10 protein-coding genes are annotated in these 15070 nt (G+C 59.8%); 2 read left to right on the forward strand and 8 right to left on the reverse strand.

The genetic code is table 11. The features are described 5' to 3' along the window. Positions 1-97: 97 nt before the first annotated feature. Positions 98-400, forward strand: coding sequence for a hypothetical protein (locus tag AC3IUF_RS12440; RefSeq protein ID WP_007916505.1), 303 nt, complete (start codon positions 98-100; stop codon positions 398-400). Between the two features lie 114 nt (positions 401-514). On the opposite strand, the gene AC3IUF_RS12445 is transcribed toward AC3IUF_RS12440, so the two are convergent. The 7 genes from AC3IUF_RS12445 to AC3IUF_RS12475 form a co-directional block, all read right to left on the reverse strand. After that, entirely contained in the window at positions 515-2152 is a 1638-nt protein-coding gene (locus AC3IUF_RS12445; protein WP_489281133.1) for a BatD family protein, read from the reverse strand. Then, positions 2149-3888 (reverse strand): tetratricopeptide repeat protein, encoded by a 1740-nt coding sequence (locus AC3IUF_RS12450; protein ID WP_007916502.1) that lies wholly within the window; start codon positions 3886-3888, stop codon positions 2149-2151. The genes AC3IUF_RS12445 and AC3IUF_RS12450 overlap by 4 nt, the downstream gene beginning before the upstream one ends. Continuing rightward, positions 3885-4964: a vWA domain-containing protein gene (locus tag AC3IUF_RS12455; protein ID WP_007950106.1), complete on the reverse strand. Its 1080-nt coding sequence runs from the start codon at positions 4962-4964 to the stop codon at positions 3885-3887. Before AC3IUF_RS12455 ends, AC3IUF_RS12450 begins: the two co-directional genes overlap by 4 nt. Further along, positions 4957-5454 (reverse strand): DUF4381 domain-containing protein, encoded by a 498-nt coding sequence (locus tag AC3IUF_RS12460; protein WP_489281134.1) that lies wholly within the window; start codon positions 5452-5454, stop codon positions 4957-4959. The genes AC3IUF_RS12455 and AC3IUF_RS12460 overlap by 8 nt, the downstream gene beginning before the upstream one ends. Further along, entirely contained in the window at positions 5451-6395 is a 945-nt protein-coding gene (locus tag AC3IUF_RS12465) for a DUF58 domain-containing protein (RefSeq protein WP_007913913.1), read from the reverse strand. The genes AC3IUF_RS12460 and AC3IUF_RS12465 overlap by 4 nt, the downstream gene beginning before the upstream one ends. Before the next feature lie 5 nt (positions 6396-6400). Then, positions 6401-7360, reverse strand: a complete 960-nt coding sequence (locus AC3IUF_RS12470) for an AAA family ATPase (protein WP_007913915.1) — start codon at positions 7358-7360, stop codon at positions 6401-6403. A gap of 290 nt (positions 7361-7650) precedes the next feature. Next, positions 7651-8004: a hypothetical protein gene (locus tag AC3IUF_RS12475; RefSeq protein WP_007913918.1), complete on the reverse strand. Its 354-nt coding sequence runs from the start codon at positions 8002-8004 to the stop codon at positions 7651-7653. Positions 8005-8508: 504 nt separating this feature from the next. Here AC3IUF_RS12475 and AC3IUF_RS12480 point away from each other — a divergent pair. Then, positions 8509-13404, forward strand: coding sequence for an NAD-glutamate dehydrogenase (locus tag AC3IUF_RS12480; protein ID WP_489281135.1), 4896 nt, complete (start codon positions 8509-8511; stop codon positions 13402-13404). A gap of 60 nt (positions 13405-13464) precedes the next feature. On the opposite strand, the gene AC3IUF_RS12485 is transcribed toward AC3IUF_RS12480, so the two are convergent. Continuing rightward, positions 13465-14763: an NHL repeat-containing protein gene (locus tag AC3IUF_RS12485; protein WP_489281136.1), complete on the reverse strand. Its 1299-nt coding sequence runs from the start codon at positions 14761-14763 to the stop codon at positions 13465-13467. Between the last annotated feature and the right edge of the window lie 307 nt (positions 14764-15070).

Here is a 15070-nt window from a genome sequence, read left to right on the forward strand (position 1 = left end):
TGAAGTAGACGGGATGTCGAGGCCAACTGTGTCGAGCTTTTCCGCGCACACTTAAAAGAGGGGATGATTGGTACAATCAATTTCCGGAGGTCAAAGAGTGATTGCAGAAGATTTTGAACTTGTGACAGCCATTTTTCAGCTGGTTGAGGCCGGAATTGTTCACGGTTATGACGCTTTTCGATACCGCGTTGAATGGGGGGGGAACTATATGGAGGCAGACCTCGCCGTTGAAAAAAATGGCTCAGAAATCTGGGACGCTGAAACTGATTTCAACCATTCGAAAATCTATGCGCTTGTAGAAAAATTACACGAGCATGCAGTCGCTCGCGGTGAGCCCTGGAAGGCATTTGTTCTCTCCTATCGCGAAGGCGAACAAGTGAAAACGAAATTCGACTATTGATTCCGATTGTCTTCAGCCTTTTATCCCTAAAGCAAAATCAAAAGATCGCAGCCTTCGGCAACTCCTACACATACCCTCTGTAGGACCTGCCAAAGCCTGCGATCTTTTGATCTTTTACTTCGGATAAAGCGGCGGCAACCCGCTGTCACCCACCGGGTCCTGCACCCGTTCCGCCGCGGGAATCGTGCGAATCGCCCGCCACAAATCCTCACCCTGCCAATGCTGGCCCGTCTCGCTGTACAGCGCACCATTCAACCCATCCAGCGCATCCGACAACGGCACAAACCGCGCTGCCATATCCGCCAATGTCTCCGGCTGCTGACGCGCCCACGCATCCAGTGCCTGCCGCGTCGCTTGCGGATCATTCGCTTGGCTCGCGCGTTTGATGTCATCCATCAGCGTGCGTGGGCTCGGGCCGGTTTGTGCGGCGCGGTGCACGGCCGGTTGCCAGCGGGCGCGCCACCACAGGCCGAAGCCGAGGAGGGTGGTGCAGGCGAGGATAAGGGTGCTGAGTTTCCACCACCACAACACATCGTTATCGACGACGCTCGGTTGCAAATTGCCGGTCGGGGTGTCGACTTGCAGGCTTGGGTTATTGGCCACTTGCAGGGTGCGCGCCGGCAGGCTGCTGTGTTCCAGGTGATCTTCAAAGGTGTTCCACCAGACCACGTCCACCGTCGGCAAATCGATGGCGCCGCTGCGGCTCGGCACCAGCGCTTCGCGTTCTTCGCGGCTGCCGACAATGCCCCGGTCAGTGCTCTGGTTGCTCAGCACCGGTTGGTCGGGGTAGCGGCGCAGGCCGTTGACGTCGGTGGCGGGCAGCGCCGGCAATTGCGAGGCGGCCAGGCCTTCGACTTTCAACGTCAGGCTGCGGGTCAGGGAATCGCCGACCTGAGTGTGTTCCGGTTCCGGGTTCCAGCTTTCGCTGAGGCTCAGGCTGCGTGCGGGCAGCCACGGCGCGTCGACCGGGTAGGTCAGGGGCTTGGGTTTGACGGTCAGGGGGATTTCGGCGGAACTGACGCGCATCAGTTTGCCCGGCTTCGGCCCCTGCGCATTCGCGTCCTGTGACGGCTGCGTATCGACCAGTGTCGCGCTGAAGGTCTGCGGCGCAATGGTCAGCAAACCGCTGTGTTGCGGGTAGATTGCATAGCGCATTTCGATCACGCCATGGCGCACACCGTTGAGGTCTTTTTCGTAGGTGCGCGTGTCGCCCAGTTGTTCGATGCGCGCATCGGCGATTTGCAGCGGCGTCAGGCTGCTGTCGTCGTACAGCGACACCGAATGGTAGATGCGCAAAGTCAGGATCGCCTGCGCCTGCACATAGACGCTGGACTGATCGAGGCTGGCTTCGATGAACACCGGATCAAGGCTGTTCTGGTTCTCGCGGGTGTCGCTTTCGACCACTTGCACGGTGATCGGCTGGCTCTGCGCGTCGCCCAGTTGCAGCGGCGGGATCACCACGCTGCCGTTCTCTTTGGGCAGCAGGGTGATGATCCAGCGCGTGGTCGCGCGGTTGTCGCCATTGAGGGTATTGAGCTGGTTGACCTGCCGCGTGCCACGCACTTCGAACAATGCCTCCAGCGCGGCCAGATCGGGTTTGCCGAACTGGGTGACGTCGCTGGTTTCGAGGGTGAGTTCGACCGTCTCGCCGGAGTTCAGGCGACTGCGATCCACACTGGCGGTCAGCTCGGCCGCCTGGGCGGTGGCCGTGCAGAGCAGCAGGGGCAGCAAGAGAGCGGTGAAGCGGGTCATCGAGTGTTTTCCTGATCCTGATGTTGTTGCTGTTCGTACCAGAATTTGCGTCGCAGCAATTCGCCCGGATCATCCGGGATCTTGCCCAGCCATTGCTCCAGTGCCTGACGCTGTTCGCCTTGGAGGTTGTCTTCACTCGGGCGCAGCGTCGGCACGGTGTCCGTTTGTTCTTCCTCGTCGCTGCCCGGCACTTCGTTGGGGCCTGGCTGCGGCGGCGTGGTCGTTGGCGGTTCGCTGGCCGACTCGACAGGCTGCGACGGGCTCTGGGTTTCACTGTTCACGGCGGGCGGCGGCGTGGTCGCGGGCGCTGGTTCGTCGCCCGGCAGACTTTGCTGTTCGCTCGGCTGGGTGTCCGGCTCGGCCGGCGGCGGCGTGTTTTTCTGCTTGAGCAGGTTTTCCACCAGCGCCTTGTTGGTTTGCGCCGGGCGCAAATCCGGTTGCAGCTCCAGGGCCTGCTCATAGGCGTCGATCGCTGCTTCCAGCTCACCGCTTTTTGCCAAAGCATTGCCACGATTGTAGTGGGCGCGGGCATCGCTGCCTTCGGCAAAGCGCTGGGCGGCGCCACTGTAGTCGCCGGCTTCGTACAACGCCACCCCTTGCCATTGGTGATCGTCAAAATGCTGCGCGGCTTCGGCCGGGCGCTTCTGTTTGAGCAGGTGCAGGCCCTGTTGATCGGGGCGCAGCCACAAATCCTCAAAGTCAAAAGCGTAGCTCGGCTGCGGCAGACACAGCAGTAACGGCAGGCAGAACAACCAGCCACGACGCCCGGCGCAGGCGGCGAGCAACAACAGCGGCAACAGCAGCCAGTAACCCTGATCGGCCCAGGTATCGAGACGCACGGTCTGGCCATCGTCGCGCAGACTGCGTGGACCGTTAAGCAGGCCGAGCGCGCCTAGATCCGCTTCGTCGAGTCGGGCAGGGTGGTATTCGCCGCCGACGCTGTTGAGGAATGCGCTCAGGCCCGGACTGTCGAGTTGCGGTACGCGAATCGCGCCTTGCTCGTCCTTGAGGAAACTGCCGTCCTCCTGAGCAATCGGCGCGCCTTCAGCGGTGCCGATGCCGAGCATCAACAGTTGTGCCGACTCACCGTTGAGGGCACGCCGAATGCCCTGACGCTCCTCTTCGTTCAATGACGAGCCGATCAGCAGAATTCGCCCCTGACCGAGCGCGCCCTGTTTCAGCAGGGCCAGCGCTTTACTCACGGCCAGATCGGCGCGATGGCCGCTTTCCGGCATCAGCGAAGGCTTGAGCGCATCGAGCAGATTGCGACTGGTCGCCAGGTCATCCGACAGCGGCACCAGCGTGTGCGCGCTGCCGGCGTAGACGACGATGGCGGTCTGCGCATCGCTGCGCGCCTGCAACAGGTCGAAGAGCTTGCGCCGCGCTTGTTCCAGTCGCGTTGGCGGCGAGTCGGTGGCGAGCATTTCCGGGGTCAGCTCCAGCACCACCACCAAGGGATCGGCGGGCTTCTGGCTGGTCTGTTCGACGCGCTCCCAACTCGGCCCGAGCAGCGCCAGAATCGTCAGCAACCACGCCACGCCAAGGGCGATCCACGGCAGTTTGCTGTCGCGACCACTGCCGCCACTGAGCAGGGTGGCATGAAAGGCCGGCGGCAGAATCATCTGCCAGCGCCCGGCGCGTTTCTGCCGGTGCCAGAGTTGCCAGATCAGCCAGCCGAGCAGCGGCAGCAACAGCAACCACCACGGACGGAACCAGTGCGGCCAGAGCGCAATCATCGGCGCCTCCGCAGACGCAGGCGCTTGAGGCGCTCGCGCCAGTCAGGCAGTGGACTTTGCAGATACAGTTCCTTGGTGAACAGGCGTTGCAGCGGGTTGTCCGGCCACAATTCACGGGCGACCAGCAACAGGCTCAACCATAACGCCAGCGCCAAAGGCCAGTGGTACAGGGCTTGTGCCGGGCGGGCCTGGGTCGGTTGTTGAGTCACTGGTTCGAGTTGATCGAGGGTGTCTTTGATGGCTTGCAGTTCTTTGCCATCGTGGGCGCGGAAATACTGGCCGCCGGTGACTTCGGCGATGGCTTTGAGCGCCGGCTCGTCGAGGTCCAGGCTCGGATTGACGCCCAGCAGACCGGTCGAGCCGCTGTCCTCTGGATTGGCACCGATACCGATCGGGTAGATTTTTACGCCTTCGCTGGCGGCCAGTTTTGCCGCCGTCAGCGGGTCGATTTCGCCGCCATTGTTAGCGCCATCAGTGACCAGAATCAGTACGCGACTTTGCGCCGGACGCATGCGCAGGCGTTTTAGTGCCAGACCGATAGCATCGCCAATCGCGGTGTTCTTGCCGGCAATGCCGATCCGCGCTTCATCGAGCCAGACGCGCACGGTGTGGCGATCAAACGTCAGCGGCGCTTGCAGATAAGCCTGACTGCCGAACAGGATCAGGCCGACACGGTCGCCGTCGCGGCTTTCAAGGAAATCACCGAGCAGATGCTGCACCAGCGTCAGGCGACTGACCTCTTCGTCCTGCCACTGCATATCGGGGAAATCCATCGAGCCGGACACGTCCACCGCTACCAGCAGATCACGCCCGCTGGCAGCAATCGGCAGTGGTTCGCCGAGCCATTGCGGGCGGGCGGCGGCGGTCAATAGCAACAGCCACAACAGCATGAACGGTGCTTGCTGGCGCCACGCCGGCAGGTTGGCGCGGGCGCGGCGGCGGGCGAGGCCTTCCAGATCGGCAAGAAAACTCACTTTCAAGGCTGGCTCGCCACTGTCCGCCACTGGCAGCACCAGACGCATCAGCCACGGCAGCGGCACCAGCACGAAGATCCACGGCCAGGCGAACTCAAACATGTTTGCGAATCCACGTGTCGACAGCCTGGGTCAGGCCGGCGATGGCTTTGTCGTCGAGTTTGCATTCCGGTTTGTACGCGCCTTCGACCAGCACCATCCAGCGCGTCAGACCGGCCGCCGGACAACGGTTGTCGAGAAAGGCCAGCCATTTACGCCCGTTGAGGGTGTGGCTCTGGCTGTAGGGGTAGTGGTTGCGGCACAGGCGTTTGAGCAGGCCGTTGAGTTGCTGCAGCCAGGCACCGGCCGGGGCGCCGTCGTAGGGTTTGGGCATTTGTCCGAGTTCAGCGAGGGCGGCGACGCGCACCGGGTCGAGCGGCTGCTCGGCACGGACGATCGGGCGTTTCCTCATGGGAATGAAGCGGCGCAGCTTCCACACGGCGAAACCGAGCAGCGGCAATAACAACAGGAGCAGCCACCAGCCTGGCGCCGGCGGCCAGAAGGCAATCGGTGGCGGCGAGATCAGCGGTTGCAGTTGTTCGAGGCCGTTCATCGACCTTTCCCCGGACGCTGCGGATTGAGGAATTCGCGCATCTGCTCGACCATTTCACTTTGCGTGCTCAGCGGCATCAGCAACACCCGCAGCTTTTGCGCGAGCAGTTCCCAGCGAGCGATGCGTGCTTCGGCCTGGGCACGATAGGTCTGGCGCAGCTCGAAGTTCAACGTGTCGAGTTCCAGTTGCGCACCGCGTTGTGCGAAGCGCAACAGCCCGGCGGCGGGCAGGGCGTGATCCAGCGGATCGGAAATCGGCAACATCAACAGGTCGCAATGACGCGATAACAGGCTGAGCTGTTGCTCGGCGCTGTCGGACAGTGCGCGTTCGTCACAGATCACGATGGCCAGGCTGCCTGGACGCAACACTTCGCGGGCACGGCGCAAAGCCACGCCAAACGCATCGCGATCCGGCTCACGCTCGCTGTGCAGCGACTGGTTGACCTTGACCAGACGGTTGAGCAATTGCAGCAGGCTCTGTTTGCTGCGCCGTGGCTTGATTTCGTAGTGCTCGTTGTCGCCGAACACCAGCCCGCCAACCCGGTCATTGTGCCCAAGTGCGGCCCAGCCGATCAGTGCCGCGACTTGCGCCGCGAGGACCGATTTGAACATCAGCCCCGAGCCGAAAAACAGCCGTGTGCTTTGCTCGACCATGATGAAAATCGGCCGTTCGCGTTCTTCATGGAACAGCTTGGTGTGCGGCTCTTGCGTGCGTGCGGTGACGCGCCAGTCGATGGTGCGCACGTCGTCGCCGGCCTGATAGACCCGCACCTGATCGAAGTCGACGCCACGGCCACGGAATTTCGAGTGATGCAGGCCGATCAGCGGGCTGCGCTGACTCGGCGTGGAAAACAGCTGCACCTCACGCACACGGTGACGCATCTCGATCAGCTCGGCGAGGCTGACGCGGATGCCCGGTTCGGACGGCAGGGAGGCGTTCATGGGGGTCAAGCGACAGCTACGACGTCGAGAATCCGCTGCACCACCCGATCCTGATCGATGCCGGCGGCTTCGGCTTCAAACGACAGGATGATGCGGTGACGCAACACATCGAACAGCACCGCTTGAATGTCTTCCGGGCTGACGAAGTCGCGACCGGCCAGCCAGGCGTGGGCGCGGGCGCAGCGGTCAAGGGCAATCGAGCCACGCGGGCTGGCGCCATAGGCGATCCACTCGGCCATTTCCGGATCGAATTTGGCCGGGTTGCGCGTGGCCATGACCAGTTGCACGAGGTATTCCTCCACGGCGTCGGCCATGTACAGACCGAGGATTTCCTTGCGTGCAGCAAAGATCGCCTGCTGGCTGACGCGGCGTTCGGGCTTGGTTTCGCCGTTCAGCGCTTCGCCACGGGCCTGCTGGAGGATGCGACGTTCGACGGCAGCGTCCGGGAATCCGATTTTCACGTGCATCAGGAAACGGTCGAGTTGCGCTTCCGGCAGCGGGTAAGTGCCTTCCTGCTCGATCGGGTTCTGTGTGGCCATCACCAGAAACAGCGGCGACAGCTCATAAGTGCTGCGGCCGACACTGACTTGACGCTCGGCCATGGCTTCGAGCAGCGCCGATTGCACCTTGGCCGGGGCGCGGTTGATTTCGTCCGCCAACACCAGGTTGTGGAAGATCGGCCCTTGCTGGAACACGAAACTACCGGTTTCCGGGCGATAGATCTCGGTGCCGGTGATGTCGGCCGGCAGCAGATCCGGGGTGAACTGAATGCGATGGAACTGAGCTTCGATGCCCTCGGCGAGTTCTTTGATCGCTTTGGTCTTGGCCAGACCCGGAGCGCCCTCGACCAGCATGTGGCCATCGGCGAGCAGGGCGATGAGCAAACGCTCGATGAGTTTTTCCTGGCCGAGAATCTGCGTTGAAAGAAAGGTTCGCAGCGCCAGCAGCGCTTCACGATGTTCCATCGGTGACTGTTCCTGGAAAGGGGTGGCCACAGGCGTTCGGATAACGCCGGGGCTGGGGGCGTTACTTTAATCCATCGCAGGGGTTGGCGACTAACGGCATTTTGCGCAAAGTGCGGGAAATGACTGGGGGAATTGTTGGGTTTTTGTAGTGGGGGAGTGTTGAGGTGGCTGTTCTGGCCTCATCGCTGGCAAGCCAGCTCCCACAGGTTCAGCGTTGTGCATACGAATTGTGCAACACATCGATCACTGTGGGAGCTGGCTTGCCAGCGATGAGGCCAGTCTGGACGCCATCAAACTTCGTTAATGAAGGTGCCAGTCCCGTCGAGGATATTCGTCAGGGTCTCGACAACCTCATCCAGATCAACCATATCCGGGTTGAAGCTGATCTCCAGCACATCATCCCCGTTCAACGCATCGGCATCCGCCGCCGCAATCTCGATCTTCAGCAGGGTCGAAGTCAGGGTGACTTTCACACCGTCGAGGGTCGAAGGCTCGCCATCCAGGGTGATTTCCAGCTCATCTTCATCCGGGTAGCGGCTCATCAGGAACATGTCGCCCTTGTCGCTGTGGCAGCAGAGCATGGCCATGTTGTCTTCTTCGTCATCGCAAGGGTTGACGATCAGTAGGGCGGTGGTCATTTGCATGGTCAATTCCTGCCTCAAAGGGCGTGTCGGTCGCTAATGGGCGCGATTCTGCCAGTCCTCGGGAATTTCTGCATGTGAGAGTGTCAGAGGATGTGTCGTGAACGCGACGTGGGTCAATGGTCATTTCTGGCACGCATGTACCGTAAAGACGGGCATTCAGACCAGCGTTTTGCGCCACGAGTGCTAGTGTTTACCGGTGCCAAACCCTCGGTTTACGTGCCAATGACCGAATATGTCGCAGCACCGCAAGCAGACACATTGTCGCACCCTTTAAGCTGCGCAACGGATGAGCACCCGTAAAGGCATTGTCGGCACCGCTGGCAGTCGCTTTTGCAGATGCTCATTCTATGGAAGGTGAATGTGACCTGAGTGTCCCGTCCAGCTTCACCCACCTGTCCCCCTGTTTCCTCTGCCCGAGAATCAGGAACAGGGCGACACAAGCCCCGAAAGGGGTGTTGCACGCGACGCTTTCCATCAATAACAAGCTTAAGCGGAGTACCACAGATGGCGTTCTTCACCGCAGCCAGCAAAGCCGACTTCCAGCACCAACTGCAAGCGGCACTGGCGCAGCACATCAGTGAACAGGCACTGCCACAAGTGGCGCTGTTCGCTGAACAATTCTTCGGCATCATTTCCCTGGACGAGCTGACTCAACGTCGTCTCTCCGACCTCGCTGGCTGTACTCTTTCCGCGTGGCGCCTGCTTGAGCGCTTCGATCACGCGCAACCGCAAGTGCGCGTCTACAACCCTGATTACGAGCGTCATGGCTGGCAGTCGACCCATACAGCGGTCGAAGTCCTGCACCACGACCTGCCATTTCTGGTCGACTCGGTCCGCACCGAGCTGAACCGCCGCGGCTACAGCATCCACACCCTGCAAACCACCGTGCTCAGCGTGCGTCGTGGCAGCAAGGGTGAGTTGCTGGAAATCCTGCCGAAGGGCAGCATCGGCGAAGGCGTTCTGCATGAATCGCTGATGTACCTGGAAATCGACCGCTGCGCCAACGCGGCCGAACTGAATGTGCTGAGCAAAGAGCTGGAACAGGTTCTCGGTGAAGTCCGCGTCGCGGTCGCCGATTTCGAGCCGATGAAAGCCAAGGTGCAGGAAATCCTCACCAAACTCGACAACAGCGCGTTCGCCGTCGATACCGACGAAAAGAACGAAATCAAAAGCTTCCTGGAATGGCTGGTGGGCAACCACTTCACCTTCCTCGGCTACGAAGAGTTCGTGGTCACCGATCAGGCCGATGGCGGCCACATCGAGTACGACCAGAACTCCTTCCTCGGCCTGACCAAACTGCTGCGCACCGGCCTGACCTACGAAGACCTGCGCATCGAAGACTACGCCGTTGCCTACCTGCGCGAACCGACCCTGCTGTCGTTCGCCAAGGCTGCGCATCCAAGCCGTGTACACCGTCCGGCCTACCCGGACTACGTGTCGATCCGTGAAATCGACGCTGACGGCAAAGTCATCAAGGAACACCGCTTCATGGGCCTGTACACCTCCTCGGTGTATGGCGAGAGTGTGCGGGTCATCCCGTTCATCCGCCGCAAGGTCGAAGAAATCGAAACGCGCTCCGGCTTCCAGTCCAAGGCTCACCTGGGCAAGGAACTGGCGCAGGTGCTCGAAGTATTGCCGCGTGATGACCTGTTCCAGACTCCGGTCGACGAACTGTTCACCACCGTCATGTCGATCGTGCAGATCCAGGAACGCAACAAGATCCGCGTGTTCCTGCGCAAAGACCCGTACGGTCGTTTCTGCTACTGCCTGGCCTACGTGCCGCGCGACATCTATTCCACCGAAGTTCGCCAGAAGATCCAGCAAGTGCTGATGGAGCGCCTGAAGGCTTCCGATTGCGAATTCTGGACATTCTTCTCCGAGTCGGTACTGGCGCGCGTGCAGTTGATCCTGCGTGTCGACCCGAAAAACCGTCTCGACATCGACCCGGTGCTGCTGGAAAAAGAAGTCGTGCAAGCCTGCCGCAGCTGGCAGGACGATTACGCCGCACTGACCGTCGAGAGCTTCGGCGAAGCCCACGGCACCAACGTGCTGGCCGACTTCCCGAAAGGCTTCCCGGCCGGCTACCGCGAGCGTTTTGCCGCGCATTCGGCCGTGGTCGACATGCAGCACCTGCTGAGCCTCAACGAAAAAAATCCGTTGGTGATGAGCTTCTATCAGCCGCTCGGTCAGGTCTCCGGCCAGCGCGAGCTGCATTGCAAGCTGTACCACGCCGACACGCCGCTGGCGCTGTCCGACGTCTTGCCGATTCTGGAAAACCTCGGCCTGCGCGTACTGGGTGAATTCCCGTACCGTCTGCGTCACACCAATGGCCGCGAGTTCTGGATTCATGACTTCGCGTTCACTGCCGCTGAAGGCCTGGACCTCGACATCCAGCAACTCAACGACACCCTGCAGGACGCCTTCGTCCACATCGTCCGTGGCGATGCCGAAAACGATGCGTTCAACCGTCTGGTACTGACCGCCGGCCTGCCATGGCGCGACGTCGCGCTGCTGCGTGCCTACGCGCGTTACCTGAAGCAGATTCGTCTGGGCTTCGATCTGGGTTACATCGCCAGCACCCTGAACAACCACACCGACATCGCTCGCGAGCTGACCCGGTTGTTCAAGACCCGCTTCTATCTGGCGCGCAAACTCGGCAGCGACGATCTGGAAGACAAGCAACTGCGTCTGGAACAAGCGATTCTGACCGCACTGGACGACGTCCAGGTGCTCAACGAAGACCGCATCCTGCGTCGTTACCTCGACCTGATCAAAGCCACCCTGCGGACCAACTTCTATCAGACTGATGCCAACGGCCAGAACAAGTCGTACTTCAGCTTCAAGTTCAACCCGCACGCGATCCCTGAACTGCCGAAGCCAGTGCCGAAGTTCGAAATCTTCGTTTACTCGCCACGCGTTGAAGGCGTGCACCTGCGCTTCGGTAACGTCGCTCGTGGTGGTCTGCGCTGGTCCGACCGTGAAGAAGACTTCCGTACCGAAGTCCTCGGCCTGGTAAAAGCCCAGCAAGTGAAGAACTCGGTCATCGTGCCGGTGGGTGCGAAGGGCGGCTTCCTGCCGCGTCGCCTGCCACTGGGCGGCAGCCGTGACGAGATCGCGGCCGAAGGCATCGCCTGCTACCGCATCTTCATCTCGGGCCTGTTGGACATCACCGACAACCTGAAAGACGGCGCACTGGTGCCGCCATTGAACGTGGTTCGCCACGACGATGACGACCCGTACCTGGTAGTCGCGGCGGACAAGGGCACTGCGACCTTCTCCGACATCGCCAACGGCATCGCCATCGACTACGGCTTCTGGCTGGGTGACGCGTTTGCGTCCGGTGGTTCGGCCGGTTACGACCACAAGAAAATGGGCATTACCGCCAAAGGCGCGTGGGTTGGCGTACAACGTCACTTCCGCGAGCGCGGCATCAATGTTCAGGAAGACAGCATCACTGTGGTCGGCGTTGGCGATATGGCCGGTGACGTGTTCGGTAACGGCCTGTTGATGTCCGACAAGCTGCAACTGGTCGCTGCCTTCAACCACATGCACATCTTCATCGACCCGAACCCGAACCCGGCGACCAGCTTCGTCGAGCGTCAGCGCATGTTCGACCTGCCGCGTTCGGCCTGGACCGACTACGACACCAGCATCATGTCCGAAGGTGGCGGTATCTTCTCGCGCAGCGCGAAGAGCATCGCGATCTCCCCGCAGATGCAGGAACGCTTCGACATCAAGGCTGACAAACTGACCCCGACCGAACTGCTGAACGCCTTGCTCAAGGCACCGGTGGATCTGCTGTGGAACGGCGGTATCGGTACTTATGTCAAAGCCAGCACTGAAAGCCACGCCGATGTCGGCGACAAGGCCAACGATGCATTGCGCGTGAACGGCAACGAACTGCGCTGCAAAGTCGTGGGCGAGGGCGGTAACCTCGGCATGACCCAACTGGGTCGTGTGGAATTTGGTCTGAATGGCGGCGGTTCCAACACCGACTTCATCGACAACGCCGGTGGCGTCGACTGCTCCGACCACGAAGTGAACATCAAGATCCTGCTGAACGAAGTGGTTCAGGCCGGTGACATGACCGACAAGCAACGCAACCAGTTGCTGGCGAGCATGACCGACGAAGTCGGCAATCTGGTGCTGGGCAACAACTACAAGCAGACTCAGGCCCTGTCCCTGGCGGCGCGTCGCGCTTATGCGCGCATCGCTGAGTACAAGCGTCTGATGAGCGATCTGGAAGGCCGTGGCAAGCTGGACCGTGCCATCGAGTTCCTGCCGACCGAAGAGCAACTGGCCGAGCGTATTGCTGAAGGCCACGGTCTGACCCGTCCTGAGCTTTCGGTGCTGATCTCGTACAGCAAGATCGACCTCAAAGAGCAGCTGTTGGGCTCCTTGGTGCCAGACGACGACTACCTGACCCGCGACATGGAAACGGCGTTCCCGCCGACCCTGGTCAGCAAGTTCTCCGAAGCCATGCGTCGTCACCGTCTGAAGCGCGAGATCGTCAGCACCCAGATCGCCAACGACCTGGTCAACCACATGGGCATCACCTTCGTTCAACGACTCAAAGAGTCGACCGGCATGAGCCCGGCGAACGTCGCTGGCGCTTATGTGATCGTGCGCGACATCTTCCACCTCCCGCACTGGTTCCGTCAGATCGAAGCGCTGGACTACCAAGTCAGCGCTGATGTGCAGCTGGAGCTGATGGACGAGCTGATGCGTCTGGGCCGTCGCGCTACGCGCTGGTTCCTGCGTGCCCGTCGCAACGAGCAGAACGCTGCCCGTGACGTTGCACACTTCGGTCCGCACCTGAAAGAGCTGGGCCTGAAGCTCGACGAACTGCTGAGCGGCGAAATCCGTGAAAACTGGCAGGCGCGTTATCAGGCGTACGTCGAAGCCGGTGTACCGGAATTGCTGGCGCGTATGGTTGCGGGCACCTCGCACCTGTACACCTTGCTGCCGATCATCGAAGCGTCCGACGTGACTGGCCAGAACCCTGCTGAAGTGGCCAAGGCTTACTTCGCTGTGGGCAGTGCGCTGGACATCACCTGGTACCTGCAACAGATCAGCGCGCTGCCGGTTGAAAACAACTGGCAAGCCCTGGCTCGTGAAGCGTTCCGTGATGACGTCGACTGGCAGCAACGTGCGATCACCATCTCCGTCCTGCAACAAGGCGACGGCACACTGGACGTGGAAGCACGTCTGGCGCTGTGGATGGAACAGCACGAAAGCATGATCTCGCGCTGGCGCGCCATGCTGGTGGAAATCCGCGCGGCAAGCGGCACGGACTACGCCATGTATGCAGTGGCCAACCGTGAGTTGCTGGATCTGGCGTTGAGCGGGCAAGCGGTCGTGCCTGCGGTTGCTGCGAATGCCGAGCTTGAACTGGCGTAAGTAGTGGTTGAATAAAAAGCCCCGCTCTCGGAAGAGGCGGGGCTTTTTCATTGTTCTGATTTAAACCAGTTCCGAACAACGAAAGGCGAAAGCGCGTACCCCATCGGCATGAGGCAAGGAAGTGCCAGCCCCGACAATCTGATCATTTTGGGTGGCTATGGATATGCCGAAATCGAGAACATCAGTCAGATTAATGGACAAAAAACCTTTATCTGCAAAATGGGTGTCTTGAACGCCCTTCAGGTCGAACTTGGCAATGATCGTTTTTGAGTCTTCCTCTCCTAAGGTGTCGGCGATAACCAATATGTGCTTACCCTGTCGCAGGGTGCCTTTATGCCATTGAATTCCCATCGGCGCCCGTGGATATGAGGTAATCAATGGCTTGCCTTGATTAAAAGAAGAGGCCAATGCGCCTTCGTTGTCGATACAAAACAATAGGCCACTATGAGTACCGTTCGACGACGTGCTACCAATACCCAGGATATTGCCGTCTGGTAATTCTATAAGTTGACTTGTACCGCCACGATGCTGATCAGTTTCAATTACCGCGAAGCCTTCGTTTCCGAACTCTTTAATGATCTTACCCTGTGCATTGAAGCGAGCAATCATCGGCTTCATTTTGCCATTCACGGCCGTGCTTCCACCAACGGCAAACGATCCGTCCTGGAGCCCTATCAGTGAAGCAGCCGTTGTGTAATTAGCGCGATACTGGACAGCGACATAGCCTTTTTCATGGAAATCCATGTCCAGCGAACCGTTCTTTTCCAGCCTCATCAATAAACCGATCTTGTCGCTAAAGCTATATAGATGATTGCTGATAATCATCAGCTTGCCGTCGGGCAATTCAATGGAGTTTCCACCTTCGAGGGACGCCGATGCGTCTTTATTGGCGATCTCCTCTCTGGACAATCGGTAGGCGGGTGTCGAGATGGGATCAACTATCAGTACCCCATCGTTTCCAAATGCCTTGACGGGCAATCCCTTATCGTCGAAAAGAGCCAGACCACGCAGCGGTGGGGTCGAAGGATCGTACTCGAACCACCCTTCAAGCAGTATTGTCTTGTCTTTGAGTACACGAACACCCATGCCCGTTGATCGTTCGCCGACGGCGAACTCACCAATGACACTTCCTTGATCACCGAAATCGGGATCTTGTCGACCATTAGTCTTCAGGCGCACGATTGAGAAACGTTTTCCAGCTCTGCCGGCGATCAACAGTTTGTCGTCCGGCGCGACGGTGATGCCCCACACAAATCCATTGGTGCCATCCGGATATTTTAACCAACTCACGCCTGATTCATCAGATCCAAAAGTTGGGTCGAGCGCTTCCACGTTAGCGCTGTTGATAATGTTAGACATTGTCTGCTCCTCAAATCTGTAGCTTCTGCATACCTCGATAACCGACCTGGGATCGAGAGATCAATACTGTCAAGTTATTGGAAGCTGATTTGGCGAGGCGGTCTACTGTCAGGGTTAACAGTAGACAGATGAAGGTATCTGTGAAGTTCGGGGGGCGCGGTACCTCGCATTTGCTGAAAATTCCTGATTTTACTTGGTTGAACCAGAAATCCCTGGTGTCGTGAGATGTTGAGGGTTTTGGGGACAATACTGGCCCCTTCGCGAGCAGGCTCGCCCACAGGGGGAATGCATTTCAAATGTGGGAGCG

The sequence above is a fragment of the Pseudomonas sp. KH_040 genome (assembly GCF_057839305.1).